Below are 25,095 nucleotides of genomic sequence, written 5' to 3' on the forward strand. Positions count from 1 at the left end.
CGCGTTTTTGTTTTGCGGAGACCCTCGCGATCGGCACAGATGCAGCCACACGCAAGCTGCAGTCCCCTCCCCCCTTGCGGGGGAGGGTTAGGGAGAGGGGTGCCCCACGGGGACTCTCTCCATCAACTCAAAGCGTCTCGCGCGACTCTCACGCACCGTTTGCTGGGCTACCCCTCTCCCCTGCCCTCCCCCGCAAGGGGGGAGGGAGCGCAGGGTTCGCCTAGGCGACAGCTCGAAAACGACAGCAACGACGTATCAAAACTTGTACGTCACACCGCCACCGACCAGCCACGGATCGATATGCGCGGTGCCTGTGACCGGCAGGCCACTGACGGTCGCTGAGTAATCCGGCCGCAGCCAGAGCTTCTTGACGTCGACGTTGAGACCCCAGTGCCGGTCGAGCATGTAGTCAAAGCCGAACTGCACGGCACCGCCCCAGGCGTTGCTGACGTGCACGCTGGTGGTGGTGGCAACGATCGCGGGCGGACCGACGATGGCGGCTGGCGTATTGGCAGCCGAATTGTTGAAGAACACGGTGTAGTTCACGCCGGCGCCGATATACGGCTTGAACGCGCCGAAATTGTCGAAGTGATATTGCAAGGTCAGCGTCGGCGGCAGCAGCGTGGTCTTGCCGATCGGCAGGTTCGCGAGCGAGCCGTTGCCGCTGATCGAGTGCCTGGTCACGCCGAGGATCAGCTCGGCCGCGATGTTCTTGGTGAAGAAATAGCTGATGTCGAGCTCGGGCACGACCTGGTCGCTGATCGAGAGCCCGGAATTCGGCGACGACAGCGACGGCACGCCTGCGACATTGACGGTTGAGCTACCGGCATCCGGCAACACGCCAAGCACGCGCAGACGCACCATCCACGGATTGAACGCTTCTACCGACGGCGGTGCCTTCTTGTAGACAGGCAGATCGGCCGCCTGCACCGAGCCAAAAGTCCCCACGAGCATCGCGCCAACCGTCGCAAGCCGCGCCAGGTTTTTTGTCGTTCCGTTCATTGCATTCCCCTTCAGCCATCTCTCGCGCGTCGTTGCGCGACGTCAGCGTCAGAGCAGAAAGGGGATGGTGATGGATTTGACGCCGATCAAATCAGGACTGACGCGACACGATTTGGTTGTGGCGTTGCCGATGTGTCACGAGATACGCGAATGAATGCGCAGGATAATTCCGTAGCCGATGTCACGGCCGGTCGGGATGGTTCAGCATGTACTCGCCGAGATCGCGCTGACGGCGGTCGGACCGGGCGGTGGCAGCGTTGCGCTGGACGTCGCGGTCCTTGCGGCAGGCCACGTATTCGGGCGAGCCCTGCGCATAGCCGCGACTCTGACAGACCGCGTCGTCATCGTCACCGCCCACCGCCACCGGCGTCTGGTAGCGCGCGGAGCAGGCGGAGACAGCGATGGCGAGCAGCACGGCGACAAGCAGGCGCGGCGCGGTGGCGAGTGGCATACGAGGTCCCCTGTTGGCCGGCCCTGTTTAGCCCGGAATGAGGAGATTGTAAGTCCCTGGGCGTCGTTCCCCACGCGCTGTCATTCCCCGCGACCCGGCTACGCCAAGGCTTCGCCGGGGTTGAGGTCCAGGGGCGCCGAAGCTTTAGCGTAGGCGGCAGGCGGGGAATCCAGTACTCCGCGGCGGTCATTGGGTCACACAACTCCGGCCGCGGCGTACTGGATCACCCGCTTTCGCGGGTGATGACAGCGGAGATCGCCTCACACCCTGCCCTTCAGCGCCTCGCCGATCTCGTCCAGCACCTTGGGATCCTCGATCGTGGCCGGCATGGTCCAGGCTTCGCCATCGGCGATCTTCTTGATGGTGCCGCGCAGGATCTTCCCCGAGCGCGTCTTCGGCAGGCGGCCGACGGTGATGGCGAGCTTGAAGGCGGCGACGGGGCCGAGCCTGTCGCGCACCAGCGCGACGATCTCCTTTTCGATCTCCGCAGGCGCGCGCTTCACGCCGGCCTTGAGCACCAGGAAGCCGCAGGGCACCTCGCCCTTGATCGCGTCCTTGACGCCGAGCACGGCGCATTCGGCGACGTCCGGATGCGAGGCCAGAATCTCCTCCATGCCGCCCGTGGAGAGACGATGGCCGGCGACGTTGATGATGTCGTCGGTGCGGCCCATCACGAAGACATAGCCGTCCTCATCCTTGTAGCCGGCGTCCGAGGTTTTGTAGTAGCCGGGGAATTCAGTGAGGTAGGCGTCCTTGAAGCGCGCATCCTGATTCCACAGCGTCGGCAGGCAACCCGGCGGCATCGGCAGCTTGATGACGATCGAGCCCATGGTGTTGGGGCCGACGGGCTTTGCGGCTTCGTCGACGACGTCAACCTGGTAGCCCGGCATCGGCACCGTCGGCGAGCCATGCTTCACCGGCAGCATGCCGAGACCGACCGGATTGCCGGCGATGCACCAGCCCGTCTCGGTCTGCCACCAATGGTCGATCACCGGCACCTTGAGCTGCTGCTCCGCCCATTCCACCGTCGGCGGATCGGCACGCTCGCCGGCGAGGAACAGCGTGCGGAATTGCGACAGGTCGTATTGCCGGATGAACTTGCCTTCCGGATCCTCTTTGCGGATCGCGCGGAACGCCGTCGGCGCGGTGAAGAAGGCGACCGCCTTGTGCTCGCTGATGACGCGCCAGAACGCGCCGGCATCGGGCGTGCCGATTGGCTTGCCCTCGTACATGATCGACGTCGCACCATGCAGCAGCGGGCCATAGATGATGTAGCTGTGGCCGACCACCCAGCCGATGTCGGAGCCACACCACCAGACCTCGCCCGGCTTGACGCCATAGAGGTTGAACATCGACCATTTCACCGCGACGAGATGGCCGCCATTGTCACGCACGACACCCTTGGGGATCCCGGTCGTGCCTGAGGTGTAGAGGATGTAGAGCGGATCGGTGGCGGCGACAGGCACACAAGCGGCCTTCTTGCCGTCGTTCATCGCCTTGCGGCGCAGGCTCGCCCAATCGTAGTCGCGGCCCGGCGTGAGGTCGCAGATGTGCTGGGGACGTTGCAGCACGATGCAGGCCTTCGGCTTCGTGCCCGCAAGCTTGATCGCCTCGTCGAGCAGCGGCTTGTACTGCACGATCCGGCCGGGCTCGATGCCGCAGCTCGCGGAGAGGATGAGCTTCGGCTGAGCGTCGTCGATGCGGGTGGCGAGTTCCTTGGCGGCAAAGCCGCCGAACACCACCGAGTGCACCGCGCCGATGCGCGCGCAGGCGAGCATCGCGACGACGGCTTCCGGCACCATCGGCATATACAGGATGACGCGATCGCCCTTGGCGACGCCAAAATCCTGCATGATGGCGGCGAGCGCCTGCACCTCACCCAATAGCTCCGCATAGGTGAACTTGGTGACCGAGCCCGTCAGCGGCGAATCATGGATCAGCGCAACCTGGTCGGCGCGGCCGCGTTCGACATGGCGGTCGAGCGCGTTGTAGCAGGTGTTGACGACGCCCCCCATGAACCAGCGGCCGTAGACGCCCTGCGAGGCATCGAAGATCGTCTTTGGCGGCTCGATCCAGTCGATCTCCGTGGCCGCCTCGGCCCAGAAGCCCTGGGGATCAGCCAGCGAGCGCGCATGGACCTCGTGATAGAGACTCGTTCCCTTGACGTTCATTCCCGCGCTCCCGTTCCCTTTAGTCGCCTTGCCTTGACCTGACCGACAGGACGAGCGTCCCGCCATGACAGGGATCAAGTGCCGGCGTTGTTTGAGAGGTATTTTCCCGGGAACGGGCCGCGGTTCAAGCTGAAAAGGATGGGTCTTTGGGAGGGAGGGAAGAAAGGCCATCGAGGCAAGCTGGAGCCACGACAAAGGTGAGCCCCCTCCCCCCTTGCGGGGGAGAGCGGGAGAGAGGGGTGGCCACGAACTCAGTCTAGAGTTTGTGGCCACCCTCTCCCTAACCCTCCCCCGCAAGGGGGGAGGGAACGCAGTGTGCGCGTAGAGGCGCCTCAACTCTCCATCGCATTCAGCCGCTGCAACCGATCCTGCATGACCTTCCTCAGATCATAGCCAGGCCGGCCGAAGCTCGCATTCCGCGTGGCGAGGAAATCGCGCTGGGTCTTGCGGAGATCGCCGGCCGAGCGGCCTTTCGTAACCTTCAGCACGCGCTCATAGGTCTCGGCGATCTGGCGATCGAGCACGCCGAGTTGCGGATCGGCGCAGATCACCTTCTCGACCTCGCGCTTCGCCGTGGCGCAATCGAACGACGGGCCGTTGCCGGAATTCGCCGCGAGCGGACGCAGCGGCTCGGCGCCGAACTTCGCGATCTCCGCCATCATGGTGCGGCGGCCGTTGGCCGCGTTCTCGTTGCCGGGATCGAGCTTCAGCGCCGTCTCGTAATCGGCCAGCGCCTTCCTGCGCTCACTCATCTTCTTGTAGAGCACCGCGCGGTTGTTATAGGTCTGCGCGAAATTCGGATCGATCTTCAGCGCAGCCTCGTAGTCGCTGAGCGCCGCGCCAAGCTCGCCCTTGAGCTGGTAGGAATCGCCGCGGTTGGTGAAGAAGCTCGGCCGCGGCGCCAGCCGCAGCGCCTGGTCGTAGTCGGCGATCGCCTTGTCGTACTCACCCATTGCGGCCAGTACCAGGCCACGATTGTCGTAATATTCGGGGACCTTCGGATCGAGCTTGATCGCCTCGCCGTCATCGGCGACCGCCTTGTCGAGCTGGCCGAGCTTCTTGTAGGCCGCGCCGCGATTGGTGTAGGCGCGCGGCCGGTTCGGATCGAGCCGCAGCGCCTCGCTGAGATCGCGGATCGCCTTCTCGTTGTCGCCGCCGAGATAATAGTTCACGCCGCGGTCGGACCAGGCCTGCGCATCATCCGGCTTCAGCTTGATCGCCTGATCGTAATCGGCGAGCGCGCGGTCGAGCCGGCGCTGATTGGTGTAGACGACGCCGCGCAGCTCGTAGGCTTCCGCGTCCTGCGGATCGAGCTCGATGGCCTTGCTGAGATCAGCCGCGGCACGGTTGAGATCGCCGCCGGCCTCGCGCAGCAGGTCGCCGCGCAGGCGCCATGCCTTTGCGTTCTTGCCGTCCAGCGCGATGGCGCGGTCGATATCCCGCAGCGCCTGCGTGAGGCCGCCTGAGGTTCGCGCATTGGCGTCGGCGCGCACCAGCAGCGCGGCGGCGCGGTCTGAGCTCGAATTGGTGGTCTGGTCGATGATGGCGCCGCACGCCGTGATCAGTTCGGCGGGCGCAGTCTTGCTGCCCATCACGCAATCGACGGCAGCAGAGGCCGGGGCGGCGAGGACAAGGCTCATTGCAGCGCTGAGCAGGAAGGCGCGAAGCGGAATTTTGGCAAACGGGAACATTTGCGCGGAAGAACGCGTGCCGCACATCAGGGAGACTCCGTGACATCAGGTTTTCACCATTGTCGCGGCGGGCGAGGAATGGGTTCAATTCGGCCCTGTTGGGACGCACCGCCGCCCGCACTCCCTCGCCCCGCTTGCGGGGAGAGCCGAAGACCGCCTCACTACCCGTCCACCCCGTTCAGCCGCTGCAATCTGTCTTGCATCGCTTTCTTGAGATCATAGCCCGGCCGGCCAAATCCAGCATTGCGGCGGACAATGAACTCGTCCTGCTCGCGCTGAAGCGCCTTAGCTTCCGCAGGATTGCGTGCCTCCCGGATCGCGCGGGCGTTCGACGCAAAAATCTCCCGATCGAGATCGGCGAGCTCGCGGTTGGCGCAGATCGCCTTCTCGACGGCCCGGGCCGCACTCCTGCAATTGAAGCTGGGCTTGCCGGCCACCGCCATCTGCGCGCCGATCCGCTCGAGCTCGCGCGCCATCGCCTTGTGATTGGCCTTGGCCTTCTCGTGGTTCGGATCGATCTTCAGCGCGGCGCCGAAATCCTGCACCGCCTTCGGCTTATCGCCCTTCTTCAGCCAGAGCTCGCCACGGGCGTTGAAGAGGTCGGCCAGGGTCGGATCGAGCTGAAGAGCGCGGCTGTCGTCGGCGATCGCACGGTCGACCTGGTCATGCCGCGCATAAAGCGCGCCGCGCGCGACCAGCGCCTTGACCAGGTCCGCCTTGGCCGTCTTCTCGTTGTCGATGACGGAGGCGCAGGCGGAGCCGGCCTTGTCCATGTCGTCGGCGGCAGCAGCAGCGAGGCACGGCGCGACATCGACCTGCACGACGGCGGCGGGCTCGCCGCCGGTCGCGGCATGGGCCGCCCCTAGCGAAAGCGCACAGAGCGCCACCGCGCCGGACAATCGAATGAGATTTTGAGAACGCATGCTAGCTGCAGTCGGAAAGTCTTGGCTTGAGTCTTGGCCTGGGTTTTGGCCTGGGTCTGGCTTGAGCCTTGCCTTGAGGGTGCACTATCCATCATACGGCCGGATTGGTGCTAGCTTGTGGCACGGCCAAAATCGGTTTCGGGGATCAACGTGTCGACATTCGAATGGATCATCGTGCTTCTGCTCGGCGCCGTTGCATTATCGGCGCTGGCGCGGCGGATCAAGGTCCCCTACCCGACCTTTCTCGCCATCGGCGGCGCGCTGATCGCCTTCGTGCCGAACAGCCCCTCCTGGACGCTCGAACCCGACCTCGCCTTGGCACTTTTTGTCGCACCGGTGCTGATGGATGCCGCCTTCGACACCTCGCTGCGCGATCTCCGCAACAACTGGGTTCCGGTCTCGACCCTGGTGGTCGCCGCGGTCGGCCTGACCACGGTCGGCGTGGCCTTCGTCGCGCACCGGCTGATGCCTGACATGCCCTGGGCCGCCGCCATTGCGCTCGGCGCCATCGTGGCCCCGCCGGATGCCGCGGCAGCGGTTGCAATCCTGAGCCAGGTCAAGCTGCCCTATCGCATGGTGAAGGTCCTGGAGGGCGAGAGCCTGCTCAACGACGCCAGCGCGCTCCTGATCTATCGCATCGCGGTCGGCGCTGTCGTCATGGAGCATCTGAAATGGAGCGAGGTCGCGCCGACGATCGCACTCGGGCTGGTCGGCAGCGTCCTCGCCGGTCTTTTGGCCGGGCGCATCATCCCGCTGTTCCTGGAACGCGTGAAGGAAGCGCCGAGCGCGATCATCGTGCAGTTCGCCACCACCTTCATGGTCTGGATCGCAGCCGAGCATCTCGGCCTCTCCGGCATCCTCACCATCGTCGTCTACGCCATCACCGTCGCGCGCACGGCGGGGGCGCGCATGCCGGCGCGGTTACGGGTGCCGTCCTATGCGGTCTGGGAAACGATGGTGTTCGTGCTCAACGTGCTCGCCTTCATGCTGATCGGCATGCAGATGCGGCCGATCTGGACGCGGCTCGACGCGGAGGTGCGCTGGGAATATTGCGTGGCCGCAGCCTGGATCCTGCTCACGGTGGTCCTGGTGCGGCTTGCCTGGATCACGTTCTACCGCGCGACGCTGCGCGTCCTGATCGCGCACGGGCTCTATCATCCGAAGGATCCCAAGCAGGTTGCCTCGCCGAAGGGTGGCCTCATCATCTCCTGGTGCGGCATGCGCGGTCTCGTCACGCTCGCCACCGCCTTCGCCTTGCCGGAAAACTTCCCCTACCGCGACTTCATCGTCTTCATCGCCTTTGCGGTGGTGCTGGGCTCGCTGGTCATCCAGGGCCTGACGCTGCGGCCGCTGATTCTCGCCTTCGGCCTCAAGGACGACGATCCCGTCGGTATCGAGGTCGCGCGCGCCCGCGCAGTCGCCTATCGCGCCGCGCTCGATGCGATCGAGGACGATCCGTCGGAGGAGGCGGAAATCCTGCGGCTCGAATACCGCGCCATCCTGATGCAGGCCGACGACGATCCGCACGGCGGCATCGCCAGCGGCGAATTGCCCGCCGATCCGCTGCGCCGCCGCGCCATCGAGGCCGCGCGCAAATCGATCCTCGGCCTTCGCGATACCGAAGTGATCGGCGACGACGCGTTTCACCGGATCGAGGAAGAGCTCGATCGCGCAGAATTGAGCGCCGACGGTTAAACTCCGCTCGAGCGTTGAGCGGCGTGCCGGCCTATCCAGGTGGTTAGGAGCTTGAACCAAACACCGCCTCTCCAGACTCATTCCAGATGACGACCTTGATCGACGACCGTCGTGTACGCGCGCGTGATGCGTCGCCTGCACGATATTTTTATCTCAATATGGCACTGGCCTGCGCAGCCACCGCGTTTCTCGGCTTCGCGCCGACCTATTTCGTACCGCTCGCGCAGCGGACGTTTTCGGCGAGCCCGGTGATTCATTTTCACGGGCTCCTGTTCTTCACCTGGTCTCTCTATTTCGTGATCCAGACCTGGCTCGCGGCGTCGGGCCGCGTGGTCAATCACCGCGCACTCGGGATTGCCGGCGTGTCGCTTGCGACCGCGATGACGATCTTCGGCGTCCTCGCCTCGGTGCACGTGATGCAGCACGCCGCCGCACTTGGGCAGAAGGATGCCGGCATCGGCTTCTCGATCGTGCCGATGAGCGGCATCGCGTTCTTCGCGGTGGTGTTCGTGCTCGCGATCGTGAACACGCGAAAGCCCGAGATTCACAAGCGCCTGATGCTGCTTGCCGCGGTCTCGATCCTCGATGCCGCGATCGCGCGCTGGTTCATTACCTTCCTCGCGCCTCCCGGTCCTCCCGGCCCGCCGCCGGTGCCCGTCACGATCGCCCCGGCCGTGGTCGCGTCGCTCCTGCTTGTCGTCGCCATGGCGCGCGACTGGCGCACCGATGGCCGCGTGCACCCGGTCTACATTTACGGCACGCTCGCGCTGCTGGCGGTGAAGGTGCTGAACTGGCCGATCAGCGAGAGTGCGGCGTGGCATTCGTTTGCCGGCGGGATTCTGGCGCTGGCGCAGTAGTCACCGCTGTCGTCCCGGACAAGCGCAGCGCAGATCCGGGACCCATAGCCACAGGACGTGGTTTGGCGAAGACTCGGAGTTGCTAGCTCGCGCGGCAACTTCGTCCTGTGGCTATGGGTCCCGGGTTCGCGCTTTGCGCGTCCCGGGACGACGACGGAAATTGGAGCTACGCCCCCGCCTTGCACGTGATCCCGCCGTCGACCACGAGCTCGATCCCCGTCACATATTTCGACTCGTCCGACGCCAGGAACAGCGCGGCATTGGCGACGTCCCAGGCCTCGCCCATGTGCCCCATCGGCACCTGCGCATCGCGGGCGCGCCACATCGCCTCGACGTCGCCCTTGGCGTAGCTGTTCGCGAGACCCGCGGAATGCTCCACCATCGGCGTCTTCATCAGACCGGGCAGGATTGCATTCACCCGCACATGGTTCTTCGCGAACTCGATCGCGGTCGAGCGCGTCAGCTGGTTCATCGCGGCCTTGCTGGCGTTGTAGCTGACATAGGAAATCCCGACATGCCGGATCGAGGCGATCGAGGAGATGTTGATGATCGAGCCGCCGCCCTGCTTCACCATCACGGGGACGACGTGCTTCATGGCGAGATAGGCACTCTTGAGGTTGACAGTGAAGACGCGGTCCCAGCTCTCCTCGGCGACCTCGACCACGCTGCCCATCTCGGCGATGCCGACATTGTTGTCGAGCACGTCGATGCGGCCATAGGCCTTCAGGCACGCCGCCACCATCGCCTCGATCTCGCTCGCGCGCGAGACGTCCGCGGTGAAGGCAGTCGCATTGCCGCCCTCACCCGTGATGATCTTCGCTGTCTCCTCGGCTGCCGCACCGTTGCGGTCGACGCAAAACACCTGCGCGCCCTCGCGCGCAAAGGTCACCGCGGTCGCCTTGCCGTTGCCCCAGCCGGGCCCGATCGAGCCGGCGCCCACCACCATCGCAACCTTGCCCTTGAGCCGATCCATCGCATTTCTCCCTTGCTGTTCTTGTAGCCCGGATGGAGCGCAGCGCAATCCGGGGCGACTGTTCCCGGATTGCGCTTCGCTTCATCCGGGCTACGGATCGTTACAAATCTTCATCGTCGTGACGTTAGCACCGATCGGGTGCCCGACAATCTCCGACAACGTCCGGCACTTCCCGTCATGGCATAACCGCCATTCCCCGGCCGCACCCGAATTGCCGAGCACGACCTCCGGCATCGGTGCACGCTGCGGCTGCCATTGAAACCAGCCGTCGACGAGCCGCGCCTCGGGCGGCGGCTCCATGCCGGGCCCGGTGCCCTTGACGCGCGCCTGCACCAGTTCGAGGCCGGCAGGCGTCACGCGCCAGTCCTCCTGCCAGTCGACCTTCGCAATCGAATGCGTCCACACCAGCGTGAAGGCGGAAAGCGCGAGCGCTTTCACGCCTGAAGCTGTTGCGAAACAGAGGCTCACACCGCCTCGACAATTGCCGGCGGACGCTGCCGCCATTGCCACAGCACGAGCGCGGCGGAGAGCAGGAAGCCCACGGTGTCGCTGAAGGCGAAGTCACCGAGCAGGCAGAGCGCGGCGCCGAGCGCGAGCACGCGTTCGAGCAGCGTCATGCGCGTGAACAGGAAGCCGATCGCGACCATGCCGAACAGGCCGATCGCCACCAGCGCCTTGAAGGTCGCGAGCGCCACCGCGCCGTAGAAGCCGAGCTTGGCCGCCATGGGGTCGCCGGCCTGGAGCATCAGCGCCGGGGAATAGACGAAGATGAACGGAATGACGTAACCGGCAAGCGCGATGCGCATCGCCTCCCAGCCGATCTTGTCCGGATTCTCCTTCGCGATCGGCGCCGCCGCCAATGCGGCGAGTGCCACCGGCGGCGAGAGGTCGGCCATGATGCCGTAATAGAACGCGAACATATGGCTCGCGATCAAGGGCACGCCGAGCTTCGCCAGCGCCGGCGCGGCGAGCGCGGCGGTGATGATGTAGGTCGGGATGGTCGGAATGCCCGTGCCGAGCAGGATCGACAGCAGCATGGTCATGATCAGCGCCAGGAACAGGCTCTTCTCGCCGAGACCGATCACCCAGCTGCCAAAAATGGTGCCGACGCCGGTCTGCGACATCATGCCGATGATGACGCCGACGATGGCGCAGGCCATACCCACCGTGATCGCCGACTTCGCACTCTCGGCCAGCGCATTGCGGCATTCGCGCAAGGCCGCGAACCCGCCGCGCACGAACGCCGTGATCACGATCAGCCCGACGACGACGCTCGCGACCGGCACGATCTGGAGACCGTCGCGCGACAGCGCGCCGACGACGAGCGCAAGTCCGATCCAGAAGATGGAGCGGACGACCATCGAGGAGGCGCCGGCCGTGATGCTGGCGCCCAGGATCAGCGTCACCGTGAGCGCAAGGCCCATGCTGCCGGCATAGAGCGGCGTAAAGCCCTCGAACAGCATGTAGACGAGCGCCGCGAGCGGCAGCACGAGATACCAGCGCGTCACCAGCGCCTTCCAGGCACTCGGAATCTCCGAGCGCTTCATGCCGACGAGGCCGTGCTTGCCGGCTTCGAGATGGACCATCCAGAAGGCGGACGCGAAATAGAGGATGGCGGGGACCGCCGCCGCCTTGACGATTTCCGAGTACTGGACGCCGAGCGTCTCCGCCATGATGAAGGCGACCGCGCCCATCACCGGCGGCATGATCTGGCCGCCCATCGAGGCCGTCGCCTCGACACCCGCCGCAAAGGCGCGGCGATAGCCGAACTTGATCATCAGCGGAATCGTGAACTGGCCGACCGTGACGACGTTGGCGACGCCGGAGCCGGAGATCGTGCCCATCATGCCCGAGGCGAACACTGCGACCTTGGCGGGGCCGCCGCGGGTCCTGCCAAATAGCCCAAGAGAAACGTCGGTGAAGAGCTGGATCATGCCGGCGCGCTCCAGGAACGAGCCGAACAGGATGAACAGGAAGATGTAGGTCGCCGAGACGTAGATCGGCACGCCGTAAAAGCCTTCGGTGCCGAACGACAGATGCGTGACGATCTGGTCGAAGTCATAGCCGCGATGGTTGAGCGGCGACGGCAGATACTGCCCGAAGAACCAGTAGACGAGACATGCGCCGCACATCAATGGCAGCGCCGCGCCCATCAGGCGCCGCGTGCCCTCGAAGATCAGCACCGCGAGCAGGGTGCCGACCGCGAGATCGAGCCTGGTCGGATCGCCGTCGCGCGCAATCAGGTCGGCATAGAAGATCCACTGATAGAGGCCGCAGAAGAAGCCGGCGCCGCCGATCACCCAGCCGAGCGCGCGACCGACATCGCTCTTCGCGGTGAAATTGGCGATCAGGCCGAAGGTGAGGAGAACGAGGAAGCCGACATGGACGCCGCGCACCACCTGGCTCGGCAGATAGTTGAAGGCGGCGACATAGAGCTGGAAGGTGGCGAAGGCGATGCCGATCCAGTAGGCGAGTTGGCCCCACCAGCCCGGACCAAAACCTTCCGGAAAACCGTGCTCGAAATTGTCGAATTCAACCTTGATGGGCTCTGCGGAGCCCTCTGCCTGCAACATGCCCGTATCCCCGCGCCCATCATCTGCGGCGCTTATAACATTGAGCTTCCGCTCGCCACACCGTCATGGCCGGGCTTGTCCCGGCCATCCACGGCTCACGGCGCCTCCAAGAACGTGGATGGCCGGGACATCTGCGCGAAGACGCGCTTCGCGCTTTTGCCCGGCCATGACGTCCGATAACGAAAGCTGACTACTTGATCAGCCCTTTTTCCTTGTAATAGCGGATCGCGCCGGGATGCAGCGGAACCGGGCTGCCGGTGGCGGCCGCCTCGAGCTTGATCTCCTTGCCCGCGGCATGGGCGTTCTGCAATTCGGGCAGCGACTCGAAGATCAGCTTGGTCATCTGGTAGGCGAGGTCGTCCGACACCGCGGAGCTCGTCACGAGATAGTTGACCACGGCCGCGGTCGGCACGTCCTTGTCCTGGCCGGTATAGGTATTGGCCGGAATGATTGCCGAGATGAAGGGCGGGCCGATCTTGTCGATGGTCTCCTTCGGCACCGACACCACGGTGATCGAGGCCGAACTCGAGAGATCCTTCAGCGAGGCGACGCCAAGGCCGGCCGATTGAAGCGTCGCGCCCAACTGGCGGTTCTTCATGAGGTCGACGGATTCGGCGAACGGCAGATATTCGACCTTGCCGAGGTCCTTATAGGTCATACCTGCGGCCGCGAGGATCGCACGGGAATTGAGCTCGGTGCCCGACTTCGGCGCGCCGACCGAGAGGCTCTTGCCCTTGAGGTCTGCGAGCGTCTTGATGCCCGATTCGGCGGTCGCGACAATCTGGATGTAGTTCGGATAGATCGCGCCGATGGTGCGCAGCTTGTCCAGCTTGGACTTGAAGCCGGCTTCCTCGTCGCCCTCCCAGGCGGCTTTGAGCGAGTCACCCAGCGTGAACGCAATTTCACCGCGGCCCTGCTGGAGCAGGATCAGGTTCTCGACCGACGCCTTGGTGGCCTGCACCTGCGTCTTCACGTTCGGAATCTTGTCGCCGTAAATCTTTCCGATCGCGACCCCAAGCGGATAGTAGACGCCGGAGGTGCCGCCGGTCAGCACGTTGATGAAGGATTGCGCATGCGCGCAAGGTGCCGACGCCGCCAGGGCAAGAGCCGCGGCCGCGCCGAAAATCGTCCGTTTCATGGTTGTTGTACTCCCCAAACCGGCCGGGAAATTGGCCGGATGGGGGAAGCGGGTCAACCCATCCAAAAGTCACAACAGGACTGCGGTAAACGGCTGACCCGGCTCGATTTTTGGGGAACCCGCGGGTGCGGCGAGGTGGCGCAGTCAGGGTCTGGCGCGTGTCTCGCCGCGCTGGCAAGCCTTACTGGCAAGCTCTTGCTGGCAAGCCCTTATTGGAAGGTCATGTCCAGGCACTTGGAGATGTCGGAGCCGAGGCCGGAGGAGATGATGATGCAGCCGCGCACCTTCTGCGCGGTGACGTCGGCGGCCCAGACCGAGTAGCCGCCGGGGCCGAAGAACGAGTTGGTGTTCGGCGGTTCGGTCTCGGTCGCGTCGAAATCGTATTTGCCGTCGGTCTCGAAGATGCGCGGCTTCTTGGTGCAGCCGCCGTCGGTCTGGACGTTGATGACTTCCTTGTTGTCGCGGGTCAGCGCGAGCGAGACCTGGCAGCGGAAATATTCCGAGGTCTTGGTATTGAACAGGTAGGTGTAGGACTTGCAGGTCGCGGTGTTCAGCTTGCCCGGGGCGAGGCCACGGCTGCACGAAATCCGCTGGTTGTGGCTGAGCTGGTAGTCATCCGCCCGGGCGGCGGGCGCCAGCGCCGTCACCAACAGCGCGGCGGCTGAGCAGGCTTTCACGACTTGGTTCATCCGAATCATCCCCCTACCAATATTTTTGTCGAATTGCGTTCTAGACTGAAAGCGGAACATAGTCGCGCGGGGACGAAGGGAAAATCACAAACTGCTGGGCAGGACGTGATGCGCTGCGGCGCTTTCGCAAATTGACCTGTAAACGCCGTTCGTGATTTGTTCAAGATGGCAACCCCAACGATGGGGAGGATGGGATGATGGCATTTTCAACGAAGACATTTGCACTTGCACTCACAGCAACGCTCGGCGCATTCAGCGCACCCGCATTGGCGCAGACCGCGGCAACGCCCTGGGAGCTCAAGCCCGACACCGGCTATGCCTATGACAAGGAAGGCAAGACCTTCTCCTACAAGATGGGCACCAACAATGCCGGTGAACTCCTGAAGGGCGCCAAGAAGGTGCCGAAAGGCACGCTGTTCTTCATCGGCCACAACGGCCAGCTCTACATGCGCAGCGGCCCGTATCTCGAAGGCGACGGCAAGTTCAAGTTCGGGTCGGATCAGTAAGGGGCGACGGCCAACCCAAGCACTCGGTGTCATCACCCGCCTTGTGCGCGCTTGCGCACTGGGGCGGGTGATCCAGTATTCCAGAGGCCGTTGTGCTTCAATCGAGAGGCTGCGGCGTACTGGATGCCCCGGTCAAGCCGGGGCATGACAGCGGAGGATGTGGCAGCGAGGACTAAAACGCCCCCGCCAGCTCCCGCGCGCCGGCATTGTTGCTGTTACTGTCCATCCGCGTGTCCGTCACCGCCAGCAGCTTGGCCACCGTGTTGTGACGGATCGCGACCGGGTTGCGCTCGTAGCCGCCGCGCTGGAAGAAGTTCGAGGTCGGCACCTGCTCGCGCATGGCCTGCGGCATCGTCACCATGTCGAGACCGGTGCCGTCGCCGGTGAGGTTCATCATCTCGAGCTCGGCGGCGGTGAGCGGCCGGGTGTAGCCCTTGGTGCGCGCGAACAGCACCGAAGTCAAAAGCTTATGGGTTTGCAGCATCGGGCCGATATCGATGTCGAGCACCATGGCATGCATGGCCCAGCCCTGCGCGGTGTTGCCGATCTTCTCGTGCTCCGACCAGGTGTCCGGCACCGATTTCGCCTGCGCCACCATCTTCTTCAGCACGGCAAGCTTGTGCTCGAGCGGCTGGCGCGCCGGTCCCGACGTCCGCGCCACCTTCTCGGAGAGCGCACGGATGAGTTCATGGCCCTGCTCGGCCAGCAGCTCGACGCTGTTGGTGGTCAGGAGCTGGTTGTAGCCCATCGCGGTCGAGATCGCGCGCTTGCCGCCATGCTCAATACCCGCCTGCACATCGTAATTGCCGGTGCCGCCGGTCTCGAACGAATAGACCCGCACCGCCTGCTCGCGCGTCAGCCCGGAGGCGAGCGCGTAGCGCGCATAGGCGCGCTTGAACTCGACCTCGCTGGACGGCCGCTGCGGCGTGAACTGATAGAGCTCCCGCGCCGCTTGCAGGAGATCGGCGACCACCGGTATCGGCTTTCTGGTCGGACGCTCCGGCGTTTCCTCCGGCTCCGGATTCACCGGCCGCTTCGGCCCGTTATAGAGCGGCGGATGCTGCAGCACATAATCGTCAAGCGTGACCTGCTGTCCGCTGCGCCGCTTGGCGTTGCGGCCTTTCCGCTTCTCGGAGATCTGGCTCCAATAGGCACCCGCCTCTTCGTCGAAGGCCCCGCGCGCCGCCTGATATTCCTGCAGCTTGCGGCGATATTCGAGCACGGCCGGCGACGCCCCACCTTGCGCAAAGAACTGCGACAAGAGCTGGGCCTTGGCATCGCGGACGGCCGGCGGCAGCGCGTCGGCCTCGCCGCCCTGCGCTGTGGGCGCGAGCAGGACGATCGCGAATGGAACCAGCGCGAGATGTTTTCGAATCGAGTGATGCATGCTGCCCTCTTAGCAGGCATCCGGTAACCGTCACGTTAACGCGCCGTTTACCATCGTCACTTCCAGGCGAACACCGGCTGTTCCAGCTCGGTGACGCGGGTGTGACGTCCCGCCAGCACCTCGCGGAACTGGTAGATCAACGCCGCGGTCGGCGCGTGAATCAGGCTCGTCTCGTGATGGAAGCGGATCACGCGGCGGGAGCTTTCGGGAATCGCGATGAAGTCGAACGCGTCTTCATGCTCGATCGTGGCGAGCGCGATGCGGTGGACCGAGGCGACCTCATCCGGGTTCGGCCGGATCGCGGCACTGTCGGCCGTCCAGACCACCACCGGCGTGATCAGATAGCCGGAGCGGGTCGGATAATCGTCGAGCGTGCCGAGCACCTCCGCGTGCGAAAGGCGGAGGCCAAGCTCCTCATCAAGCTCGCGCAGCGCCGCTTCGACCGGCGTCTCGCCGGCATCGCAGCGGCCGCCCGGCAAGGCCCATTGGCCGCGATGGGCGCGCAGGTGTGACGCGCGCAGCGTGAGCAGGAATGCGGTGTCATCGCCGTCACTCGCCGCGGTCAGCGCGACCGCCACCGCGGCGCGTTTCAATGCGGCCGGCGCATCGTCCTCCGGCAGGCGCGTGAAGGCCGCGCAGGCAGCCGCGATATTCCGCCGTGTGGCATCGTCGAATGGTCTCATGATGCTTGACTACACCACGTCAGGCCCCGATGAAATGAGCTCGCAAGGCCCGCGCAGCAATGGACGACCACATGACCAACAAGGCCGCCGCAAGGCTCAAATCGGACGGCTGGAGCATCCTGGAGACCACGGGCTTCTTGCACCTGATCGGCCCCTTGTGGGAGCGCAAGGTCGACGGCCATTACGAATTCGCACTCGCCACCGAGGACAAGCACCACAATCGCCGCGGCATGGTCCAGGGCGGCGTGATGATGACGTTCGCGGACCGTACCTGCGGCATGACCGCCCGCTACGTTTCCGGCAAGGAGTTCATGGCGACGGTGCAGCTCGACACCCATTTCGTCGAGGCCGGCCAGATCGGCGACATCCTGATCTCCCGCCCCCGCGTGGTGCGCTCGACGCGCAGCCTCATCTTCATGAGCACGGAAGTGACGGTGGATGGTCGCTGCATCGTGATGGCGAATGGCGTGTTCAAGATCTTGAAGGGGCCGGGGTAGCGTCGCGCGGTCGGGCTGCCGCTCTAACTACACCCACCGCTGTCGTCGCCCGGCTTGACCAGGCGACCCAGTACGCCGCAGCCTCTCGGCTCAATCACAGCCGTCTCTGGAATACTGGATCGCCCGCCTTCGCGGGCGATGACAGCTGAGAGTGCGGCAAGCGCCCTCCCCAATCTCGTCATTGCGAGCGCAGCGAAGCAATCCAGTATCTCTCCGCGGATGCATCTCTGGATTGCTTCGCTGCGCTCGCAATGACGGAATTAGCTGGCTATGCTGCCAGCTTCGATAGCGTTGAGGAAACAGCCCATGCAATACCGCCAGCTCGGCCGCACCGGCCTGAAAGTCTCGCCGATCTGTCTGGGCACCATGATGTTCGGCGGACCTACCGATGAAGCCGCATCAAATCGGATCATCGCCAAGGCGCATGAGGCCGGGATCAATTTCATCGACACGGCGGATGCCTATTCGAAGGGCGGCTCCGAGGAGGTCGTCGGCCGCGCGATCGGCAACAACCGGCACGCCTGGGTGCTCGCCACAAAACTCGCCAACCCCATGAACACTGGTATGGGCGACGATCCCAACCGTGTCGGCCTGTCGCGCCGCTGGGTGTTGCAGGCCGCCGACGAGAGCCTGAAGCGGCTCGGCACCGACCACATCGACATCTATTATCTGCACAAGGAAGACCATGCGACACCGCTGGAGGAGACGGTGCGCGCGATGGGCGATCTGATCCGCGCCGGCAAGGTGCGCTATTTCGGCGTCTCGAACTACCGCGCCTGGCGCGTCGCCGAGATCTGCAACATCTGCGACCGGCTCGGCATCGACCGGCCCGCGGTGAGCCAGCCTTATTACAACGCCGTGAACCGCATGCCCGAGGTCGAGCACTTCCCGGCCTGCTCCTATTACGGCCTCGGCATCGTGCCCTACAGCCCGCTGGCGCGCGGCGTGCTCACCGGCAAGTACAAGCCCGACGCCGCGCCGGACAAGGAGACACGCGCCGGCCGCAACGACACCCGCATGATGCAGACGGAATGGCGGCCGGAATCGCTCCAGCTCGCGCAGGAGATCAAGACCCACGCCGAGACGAAGGGCATCACCGCCGGCCAGTTCGCGGTCGCCTGGGTGCTGAACTCCGCCTTTGTCAGCTCGATCGTCGCCGGCCCGCGCACCGAGGAGCAGTGGGACGGCTACATCCGCGCGCTCGACTACCGCTTCACGGCGGATGACGAGGCGCTGATCGACCGGCTGGTCGTGCCGGGCCATCCCTCGACGCCGGGCTACAACGACCCCGCCTATCCGATCGAGGGACGCCGCGCGCGGACGGCTTGAGAGCTGAAGACGATGACGGCGCACGAAGACCGCTACGGCCTTTCGCTCTCGACGTCTTCGCACGAGGCGGCAAGCGCCTATCGCGAAGGCGTCGATCTCATGCTGGCCGGCTGGACCGGCACGGCGGAGGCGCTGGAGCGCGCGATTGCGGCCGATCCGGATTTCGCGCTTCCCCACATCGCCCGCGCCCGCGTGCATGCCTTCTATCAGCAGGGCGATCTCGCCCGGCAGAAGGCGGCTGTGGCACGCGAACGCGTCGCCAAGCGCGGCACGGAGCGCGAGCGCTCGCATGTCGAGACGCTGGCGCTTGCGATCGAGGGCCGGCTGCCCGAGGCGATCGCATCGACGCTGAAACACGTCGACGCATGGCCGCGCGACGCCGTGGTGCTGTCGCTGCCGCTCGGCGCGTTCGGCCTGTTCGCGTTCTCCGGCATGCCCGATCACGACCGCGCGCGGCACGAGCTGTGCGAGCGCGTCGCGCAGCATTATGGCGAGGACTGGTGGTTTCTCACCATGTCCGGCTGGGCCATGACCGAGAATGGCGACGTCGCGCGCGGTCGCGGCGTCACCGAGCGTGGCTTCGACCTGCGCCGTCAGAACGCCCATGCCGCGCACGCCGTGCTGCACGCGATGTTCGAGGACGGCTCGATCGACGCGGCTGATCGCCTCGTCGACGAATGGATCCCCTCTTACGACCGCGCCGGCATCCTGCACGGCCATATCCGCTGGCACCAGGCGCTCGGCGCGCTCGAGCATGGCGATGCGGCGCGCGCGCTTGCGATCTATGCCGACGTGCTTCAGCCCTCCGCCACGAAGGCGCCGCCGCTCAACGTCGTCACCGACGGCGCCTCGCTGCTCTGGCGCCTGTCGGCTTACGGCCACACCGTGCCGGAAGCGCTCTGGCTCGAGGCCGATGCCACCGCGCAAAAACTGTTTCCGAAATCGAGCCTGCCCTTTGCCGACGTCCACATGGCGCTGTTCGCTGCGGCGACGCAGAACCAGGAGGCGCTCGCCGCGCGCCTCGCGGCGATCGAGCAGCGGCTCACTGAGGGCAAGCTGCCGGCCGGTCCCGTGGTGCCGGCGATCTGCCGTGCGCTCGTGGCCTTTGCCCGCGAGGATTACGCCTCATGCGTGCGAACGCTCGCGCCCGTCCTCGGCGAGGTCGTGCGCATCGGCGGCAGCCATGCCCAGCGCGAACTGATCGAGGATACCTACATCGTCGCGCTCATGCGCAGCGGTGAGCTGCCCCGTGCCCGCGCGCTGCTCGACGCCCGCCTGCACCGCCGGCCCTCGCTTCGCGATACGCGCTGGCAGGCGGCGACCGTTTAGCTCTGCCACGAAAAAAACATCGGTCTGGCAGCAAGTGGCCTGCTAGGACGGGATGGGGCGATCGGATGAATCGCCGATGGGTGGTGCGGTGGTATTCCAGTCGGGTCTAGCTGAACAAACGGGATCGCAACCAATTTGTGGTTCGCTCGTTGTTGAGCGGAACTTTTCCGCCGCCGTGGCCCCCTGGCATACGAGCCTGATGATGCGCCTCCGCCGACCGGTCCTCGCCGCGGCCCTCGCGATTCTCGCAAGCCCTTGTTTTGCCGAGTCTTCCGCGCCCATCCCCGTCAACAACCCGCCGGCGCAGAACGCCTTCATCGACCTGCTGGCGCTGATGTCGGGCCACTGCAAGACGCTGAAGGTCGCGGGGCGCACCTTCGCGTGCAAGACGGTGGCTTACGCCCATGGTGACAAGGGCCGGGTCAATTTCGCGGTCGCCGTCGACGATCCCTCCGACGCCAACCATGTCGTGTCGTTCTCCGGCGAGAACGGCCAGCGCGCGGACGACAATTCCTACGAGCTGCGAATCGACCGCATGCTGCTCAATTCCAAGGACAGGCCCAAGGTCGACGGCCTGCCGGTGCCGGCTGAGCAGACCTCGACCGGCGTCTGCCGCCAGACCGGCAATTTCGCCGCAAGGAAGGTCACGGACGTCACCTGCACGGCGACCGACAGCGAGGGCCGCCGGTACGAGCTGCTGTTCGTCTCCGACGGCAAGCCGGTGAGCGTGCGCCGCATCCGGCAATCGTCGCCATCGATCCAGGATCCGTTCAAGTAACGGCATCATCCGCTGCTGTCGGCATGTATGATCGCGCCATGCTTTGGAGCGATTCATGACTCGCGACCGCCTGTTTCTGCTGCGCCCTGGTTTCGAGGACCCCGCCTTTCCGGGCCAGCGTTTCTATTGCTGGCATTGCGCGTTGATCGAGGGCGTGCTCGCCTCGTTTCCGCAGCTCGCCGAAAAGCTCGACGTTGAGCGCATCGCATGGCCGCGGCCAAGGCTGTCGGCGATCGCGCTGGTCGGCGAGGAGAACCAGTCGCTGCCGCTGCTCGTGCTGGCCGACGGGATGACGTCGCCGCACCAGACCGGCAGTCACCACGGCCGCGCCTTCATCGCCGACAAGGACGCGATCCTCGCCGTGCTCTCCGAACGCCACGGGTTTCCCGATCCGCATCCGTGAGGGCCGCGCACTCGCGCAGCTCTCTGCGTCCGGGGCACGAGAGCTGTCGCGAAACGAGGGAAAATCGACATTGCCTGCCACGTCGGTCGCCCCGCATACTTCGCGCAGCAAGCAAGTCTGGAAGCCGCTCCTCATGATCAGCCCCCTCCCCGCCCTCGTCGTCGTCGACGTTCAGCGCGCATTCGACGAATGGGAGGCGGCCGGCAAGCGGCGCAACAATCCGGACGCGGTGGCGCGCATCGCCGATCTGCTCGCCGCATTCAGGAAGCGCGGCGCGCCGATCTTCCACATCCGCCACGAAGGCACCAAGCCGAACTCGACGTTCCTGCCGCAAAACTCCGGCTACACGGTCAAGGGCGAGGCGCGCGAAGCGCCGGGCGAGGCGGTGATCGTCAAGCGCGTCAACAGCGCCTTCATCGGCACCGATCTCGAGACGCGCCTGCGCGCGGGCAACATCACGACGCTCGTGATCTGCGGCGCCACCACCAATCATTGCATCGAGACGACGACGCGGATGGCCGGCAATCTCGGTTTCGACGCGAGCCTCGTGCGCGATGCGACCTGGACCTTCGACCGGATCGGACCAGATGGCGACAAGCATTCGGCTGAAGAGATTCATGCGATGACGCTGTCGAATCTCAACGGCGAATTTGCGCGCATCGTCAGCGCCGCCGACGTGATCGCTTCGCTCGAAGCGATGCGACAATAGATCGCGCCACATCGTTCACACGTCGATCGGAATTTCGTCTGCGTCGTTTCGACGCCCGCACTGGTCGGAACGCAGCGGACAGCCATCTGTTATCACGCGACTTCTCAACTGGAGTGATGACATGAAGTATCTCTTTGTCGCGATGGCTGTGGGTGCAGCGGCGCTCGCCGGCGGATCCACGGCCAACGCGGCGGGCAAGGCCAGCGCAAAGCAGAACGCGCCAGCCGGCCAGTCCACCGACATCAGCGCGCAGCACAGGCACCACCACCACGGCCATCGCCATCACCAATGGCGCCATCACCATCACGGCTACTATCGTCCGCACTACCGGAGCTACGGTTATTACCCGCGGCACCACGGCTATTACGGCGGCGGACCGTACGGCTATTATGGTGGCGGAGGTCCCGGCGTGACGTTCAGCTTCGGCGGCGGCCGCTGGTGAGACATTAGGCCCGCCTTGTGCGGGCCTTTTTTCATCCTCGCAAAATCATCTCCGCAGTCTCCAGCCCGCTCGCCAGCGCCGCCTCGACCGTCCCCATGTCGCGGCCGCGATAGAGCGCTTCACCAGAGAACAGCACCGGGCCGTCGGCGCGCGCGAGGATCGCCTGGGCCTCGCGCGTCCGCGGCGTCGCCCAGGAATAGGCGCCGCGGGCGAAGGGATCGTGCAGCCAGTTGGTCGCCGCAGCCGCCACGAGATCGCGCGCGATGTCGCCCCGCGACACGCCGAAGATGGCCGCAAGCGAATCGACCCCGGCATCGATCAGCCCTTGCCGATCGAGCTTCGCAAGCTCGGCCGTTCGCGGCCCGCCGAACCAGCCGGTGAGCACGGGATGCTCGTCCGGATGCCGCGTCCACCACACCGGGATCGACTGGTCCGACAGCAGGAAGGTCATGTCCGCGAGATCTTCGCTTCGCTCGCGCCACCACGGCCGCGCGAACCGCAGCAGGATTTTTATCACGCTGCCGAAGCCGATATCGTCAGCTGCCGCAGCCTTCGCGCGTGCGGGCTCCGGAAGCGCGATCTCGCGCAGCAACGGCAGCGGGACGGTGAGGATCACGCGATCGCAGCCATGCACGTCGCCGCCGGCACAGCGGACGGCCAGCGCGCCGCCCGTCTCCTCGATCGTCGATACCGCGCAGCCGAAGCGAAACGTCACGCCAATCCCGCGGCACTCGCTCGCCAGAAAATCGATCAGCGCGCCGTAGCCGCCGACGATGCGCGCCTGGGCGTGATGCCCGCCGTCCATCCATTCCTCGCGCAGCGCCAGCGTCGAGGCGCGCTCGGGGTCGGCGGCGTCGTAGCCCTCGACCATGCGCTCGATCGAATGGCGCAGCTGGTCATACCCAGGCCCGGCGAAGTGGCTGCGGAGGAAATCGGCAACCGTGAGATCATCCCTCAACGCCCCCAGCGCGGCGTACAGCTCTGCCTCGTGCGGATCGTGACGGTCTTCGTGCGAGAGCCTCGTGCCGTCAAAGCTCCACTGGGTGCCTTCGATCTCCTGCAGCGACAGTCCCGCCTCGCGCACAAGCTTGCGCGTGACCGGCGCCTCGCCATGGACGAATTCGGCGCCGCCATCGGCGGGGTAGCCGAACTCGGACGCCGGCAGCGGATCGATGCGCCCGCCGCAGCGCTCGCGCGCCTCCAGGATCGTGACCGTCCTGCCCGCACGTGCCAGCTCGCGCGCCGCCATCAGCCCGGCCGCGCCGGCACCGACGATGACGATGTGCTCCAATTGTCCCATGCCGATGCCTTACTTGGGCATCGCTTGCGGGTCGTTCTTGATCAGATAGCGCAGCAGCAGAACGCCACCGCCGAGGTCGCGCGTGCTCTCCAGCGTCATCGCGGCGAGCGGCGCGCGCTTGTCGCTGTCCGCGTCCGTCGAATCGAACACGAAGGGTGCGCCCCTGGCGCCATCGATCGCGGGGCTGAGGATCAAGTTGAATTCGTCGATGAGGCCGGCGCGCAGGAAGGCGCCATTGGCGACGCCGCCGCCCTCCACCAGCAGGCGCTTCACACCCAACTCCCGATGGAGGATGTCCAGCGTCAGTGCGAGGTCGATCTCGGACTTGCCGGCGAAGATGTAGGACACACCCTCGTCGCGCAGCCCCGCCAGATGCGAATCCGGCACGCCCTCGGTCAGCACCACGACGATCGGGTCACCGCCGATGTCTGACCGGCCCCAGCCGATCTTGCCCTGCGCGTCGAGCACGACGCCGTAGGTTTTCGCATCGCGCCGCGCGAACCAGCTTTGGCGGGGAAATGTCTCGCCCGCCGTTGCAGGATAGGGCTTGCCCTTGGCGAACTCGGAGCCGGTGACGCGGCCGATCACCCAGGCGTCGCCGCCGAGTTCGTCATGGATCTTCTCGAACCAGTCTGTGCCCGCCCCCTTCGGCCGCCAGCGGCTGGGATGCGTGCGGCCGTCCAGGCTGGAATGCATCAGGCAAATGACGTAGGGCTTCATGCAATTCTCCGGGTACGCTTCAGGCCGCCGATCCATCGCGCCCGGCGCGATCCTTCACGATCACCGCGAGCGGATTGAGTTTTGGCGGCGCGACGAGCTTCAGCGTGTTGCTGTCGTGATGGTTGAACGGCGCGCCGCGCACGAACAACTCGGTCTGGATCAGATAGCTCCAGCTTCCGTCATCGTTGAAGGTGATGTCGCAGCGATAAGAATCGGTGCGGAAGGCCTGTTCCAGGAAATCGGTCGAGCAGATTCCGTAAGCGGTATCGCCGCGCTTCGCCGTGACCGATATCTTCCTGTCATCCGGCCCGGCCTTGCCCGAGGCGAGCAAGACCTGTCCGCGCGGAATCGCGAGCGTCTGCATGATCAGCCCGGTCGCGGGCTCCCACAGCCAATAGCCGACCTGGTCGTGGAAGGTGATGTCTTCCTCGGGCGTGTTGATGTGGATGTGATAGCGCAGCCCGTAAAACAGCTGCGGCCCGTTGGCCTGCGGGTCGATCGGGTCCATGCGGATGCGCTCGATGAAGGTCCGCCGCTCCGGCCCCTCCGCCTTCGGATTGATGTCGATGCCCTTGTCCGCCTGCCAGCTCCCTGCGAGACGGCGGAGCGGGCCGAGATTGGCAAGGCCGTCGGGCGAGACGTCCTCGGGTTCGGTGAAGATGTCTGCGGGAATGGGGAGCATGGGAACCTCGCGTCAAGTTGCGGGGAGCAGCAATAGCACAAGGACGGCGGGAATCGACTGGAATGGAACCAGAGCGCGCGCCGGGTGTTATCTGCGCTTGAGTACGAGCCCTCGAAATACCGGCTCGAATGGGCAAGGACGCCCGTGTCACGCGTAGCGGGGGATCC

25 protein-coding genes are annotated in these 25,095 nt (G+C 65.3%); 10 read left to right on the top strand and 15 right to left on the bottom strand.

Annotated elements, in window-relative coordinates:
• Nucleotides 1-255 precede the first annotated feature (255 nt).
• The 5 genes from ACVJ5M_RS00575 to ACVJ5M_RS00595 all read right to left on the bottom strand — a co-directional run bounded on the left by ACVJ5M_RS00575 (nucleotide 256) and on the right by ACVJ5M_RS00595 (nucleotide 6,238).
• Nucleotides 256-1,002, bottom strand: a complete 747-nt coding sequence (locus ACVJ5M_RS00575) for an OmpW/AlkL family protein (protein ID WP_063985852.1) — start codon at nucleotides 1,000-1,002, stop codon at nucleotides 256-258.
• 181 nt (nucleotides 1,003-1,183) lie between these two features.
• Nucleotides 1,184-1,453, bottom strand: coding sequence for a hypothetical protein (locus ACVJ5M_RS00580; protein ID WP_063985853.1), 270 nt, complete (start codon nucleotides 1,451-1,453; stop codon nucleotides 1,184-1,186).
• 260 nt (nucleotides 1,454-1,713) lie between these two features.
• Nucleotides 1,714-3,624: a propionyl-CoA synthetase gene (locus ACVJ5M_RS00585; protein ID WP_063985854.1), complete on the bottom strand. Its 1,911-nt coding sequence runs from the start codon at nucleotides 3,622-3,624 to the stop codon at nucleotides 1,714-1,716.
• Nucleotides 3,625-3,956: 332 nt separating this feature from the next.
• A complete protein-coding gene (locus ACVJ5M_RS00590; RefSeq protein WP_063985855.1) occupies nucleotides 3,957-5,342 on the bottom strand; it encodes a tetratricopeptide repeat protein in 1,386 nt (461 codons plus the stop codon).
• Nucleotides 5,343-5,476: 134 nt separating this feature from the next.
• Nucleotides 5,477-6,238 (bottom strand): tetratricopeptide repeat protein, encoded by a 762-nt coding sequence (locus ACVJ5M_RS00595; protein ID WP_063985856.1) that lies wholly within the window; start codon nucleotides 6,236-6,238, stop codon nucleotides 5,477-5,479.
• A gap of 117 nt (nucleotides 6,239-6,355) precedes the next feature.
• Here ACVJ5M_RS00595 and ACVJ5M_RS00600 point away from each other — a divergent pair, with 117 nt between their 5' ends.
• Entirely contained in the window at nucleotides 6,356-7,933 is a 1,578-nt protein-coding gene (locus ACVJ5M_RS00600; RefSeq protein WP_084795312.1) for a cation:proton antiporter, read from the top strand.
• A gap of 86 nt (nucleotides 7,934-8,019) precedes the next feature.
• Nucleotides 8,020-8,790 carry a hypothetical protein gene (locus ACVJ5M_RS00605; protein WP_456679231.1) on the top strand — a complete coding sequence of 257 codons (771 nt, stop codon included), beginning with the start codon at nucleotides 8,020-8,022 and terminating at the stop codon, nucleotides 8,788-8,790.
• Nucleotides 8,791-8,956: 166 nt separating this feature from the next.
• Here the strand turns inward: ACVJ5M_RS00605 and ACVJ5M_RS00610 are convergent, their stop codons facing one another.
• The 5 genes from ACVJ5M_RS00610 to ACVJ5M_RS00630 all read right to left on the bottom strand — a co-directional run bounded on the left by ACVJ5M_RS00610 (nucleotide 8,957) and on the right by ACVJ5M_RS00630 (nucleotide 14,163).
• A complete protein-coding gene (locus ACVJ5M_RS00610; protein WP_063985858.1) occupies nucleotides 8,957-9,763 on the bottom strand; it encodes an SDR family NAD(P)-dependent oxidoreductase in 807 nt (268 codons plus the stop codon).
• 90 nt (nucleotides 9,764-9,853) lie between these two features.
• Entirely contained in the window at nucleotides 9,854-10,267 is a 414-nt protein-coding gene (locus ACVJ5M_RS00615) for a DUF1850 domain-containing protein (RefSeq protein ID WP_063985859.1), read from the bottom strand.
• Nucleotides 10,228-12,336, bottom strand: coding sequence for a TRAP transporter permease (locus tag ACVJ5M_RS00620; protein ID WP_354099412.1), 2,109 nt, complete (start codon nucleotides 12,334-12,336; stop codon nucleotides 10,228-10,230). Before ACVJ5M_RS00620 ends, ACVJ5M_RS00615 begins: the two co-directional genes overlap by 40 nt.
• 190 nt (nucleotides 12,337-12,526) lie before the next feature.
• Entirely contained in the window at nucleotides 12,527-13,474 is a 948-nt protein-coding gene (locus tag ACVJ5M_RS00625; RefSeq protein ID WP_063985861.1) for a TAXI family TRAP transporter solute-binding subunit, read from the bottom strand.
• A 209-nt stretch (nucleotides 13,475-13,683) separates the two neighbouring features.
• Nucleotides 13,684-14,163, bottom strand: coding sequence for a hypothetical protein (locus ACVJ5M_RS00630; protein WP_063985862.1), 480 nt, complete (start codon nucleotides 14,161-14,163; stop codon nucleotides 13,684-13,686).
• Between the two features lie 197 nt (nucleotides 14,164-14,360).
• On the opposite strand from ACVJ5M_RS00630, the gene ACVJ5M_RS00635 reads away from it, so the two are divergent.
• Nucleotides 14,361-14,669, top strand: coding sequence for a hypothetical protein (locus ACVJ5M_RS00635; protein WP_063986736.1), 309 nt, complete (start codon nucleotides 14,361-14,363; stop codon nucleotides 14,667-14,669).
• A 172-nt stretch (nucleotides 14,670-14,841) separates the two neighbouring features.
• Here ACVJ5M_RS00635 and ACVJ5M_RS00640 read toward each other — a convergent pair whose 3' ends face one another.
• Nucleotides 14,842-16,056, bottom strand: coding sequence for a hypothetical protein (locus ACVJ5M_RS00640; protein WP_063985863.1), 1,215 nt, complete (start codon nucleotides 16,054-16,056; stop codon nucleotides 14,842-14,844).
• 56 nt (nucleotides 16,057-16,112) lie between these two features.
• Nucleotides 16,113-16,739, bottom strand: coding sequence for an NUDIX hydrolase (locus ACVJ5M_RS00645; RefSeq protein ID WP_063985864.1), 627 nt, complete (start codon nucleotides 16,737-16,739; stop codon nucleotides 16,113-16,115).
• Between the two features lie 71 nt (nucleotides 16,740-16,810).
• Here ACVJ5M_RS00645 and ACVJ5M_RS00650 point away from each other — a divergent pair, with 71 nt between their 5' ends.
• The 7 genes from ACVJ5M_RS00650 to ACVJ5M_RS00680 all read left to right on the top strand — a co-directional run bounded on the left by ACVJ5M_RS00650 (nucleotide 16,811) and on the right by ACVJ5M_RS00680 (nucleotide 22,226).
• Complete coding sequence (locus tag ACVJ5M_RS00650; protein ID WP_063986737.1) at nucleotides 16,811-17,236, top strand: PaaI family thioesterase; 426 nt, start codon at nucleotides 16,811-16,813, stop codon at nucleotides 17,234-17,236.
• Between the two features lie 306 nt (nucleotides 17,237-17,542).
• Nucleotides 17,543-18,565, top strand: a complete 1,023-nt coding sequence (locus tag ACVJ5M_RS00655) for an aldo/keto reductase (protein ID WP_063985865.1) — start codon at nucleotides 17,543-17,545, stop codon at nucleotides 18,563-18,565.
• Nucleotides 18,566-18,577: 12 nt separating this feature from the next.
• The gene (locus ACVJ5M_RS00660) at nucleotides 18,578-19,894 is read left to right on the top strand and encodes a tetratricopeptide repeat protein (RefSeq protein WP_063985866.1); all 1,317 of its coding nucleotides are present in this window, start codon (nucleotides 18,578-18,580) and stop codon (nucleotides 19,892-19,894) included.
• Between the two features lie 202 nt (nucleotides 19,895-20,096).
• Nucleotides 20,097-20,672: a hypothetical protein gene (locus tag ACVJ5M_RS00665; RefSeq protein ID WP_028147393.1), complete on the top strand. Its 576-nt coding sequence runs from the start codon at nucleotides 20,097-20,099 to the stop codon at nucleotides 20,670-20,672.
• 55 nt (nucleotides 20,673-20,727) lie between these two features.
• Nucleotides 20,728-21,075 (top strand): DUF3088 domain-containing protein, encoded by a 348-nt coding sequence (locus tag ACVJ5M_RS00670; protein WP_063985867.1) that lies wholly within the window; start codon nucleotides 20,728-20,730, stop codon nucleotides 21,073-21,075.
• A gap of 133 nt (nucleotides 21,076-21,208) precedes the next feature.
• Nucleotides 21,209-21,784, top strand: coding sequence for a cysteine hydrolase family protein (locus ACVJ5M_RS00675; protein WP_354099413.1), 576 nt, complete (start codon nucleotides 21,209-21,211; stop codon nucleotides 21,782-21,784).
• 121 nt (nucleotides 21,785-21,905) lie between these two features.
• On the top strand, nucleotides 21,906-22,226 hold the full coding sequence (locus ACVJ5M_RS00680; protein WP_063985868.1) for a hypothetical protein: 321 nt from the start codon (nucleotides 21,906-21,908) through the stop codon (nucleotides 22,224-22,226).
• Between the two features lie 31 nt (nucleotides 22,227-22,257).
• Here the strand turns inward: ACVJ5M_RS00680 and ACVJ5M_RS00685 are convergent, their stop codons facing one another.
• Genes ACVJ5M_RS00685 through ACVJ5M_RS00695 form a run of 3 tightly spaced genes read right to left on the bottom strand, consistent with a single transcriptional unit; the run spans nucleotide 22,258 to nucleotide 24,928 of the window.
• Nucleotides 22,258-23,526: a flavin monoamine oxidase family protein gene (locus tag ACVJ5M_RS00685; RefSeq protein WP_063985869.1), complete on the bottom strand. Its 1,269-nt coding sequence runs from the start codon at nucleotides 23,524-23,526 to the stop codon at nucleotides 22,258-22,260.
• A 9-nt stretch (nucleotides 23,527-23,535) separates the two neighbouring features.
• Nucleotides 23,536-24,246 (bottom strand): RibD family protein, encoded by a 711-nt coding sequence (locus ACVJ5M_RS00690; RefSeq protein WP_063985870.1) that lies wholly within the window; start codon nucleotides 24,244-24,246, stop codon nucleotides 23,536-23,538.
• 19 nt (nucleotides 24,247-24,265) lie between these two features.
• Entirely contained in the window at nucleotides 24,266-24,928 is a 663-nt protein-coding gene (locus tag ACVJ5M_RS00695; protein ID WP_063985871.1) for an FABP family protein, read from the bottom strand.
• Nucleotides 24,929-25,095: the final 167 nt, after the last annotated feature.

The sequence above is a fragment of the Bradyrhizobium sp. S3.7.6 genome (assembly GCF_054061875.1).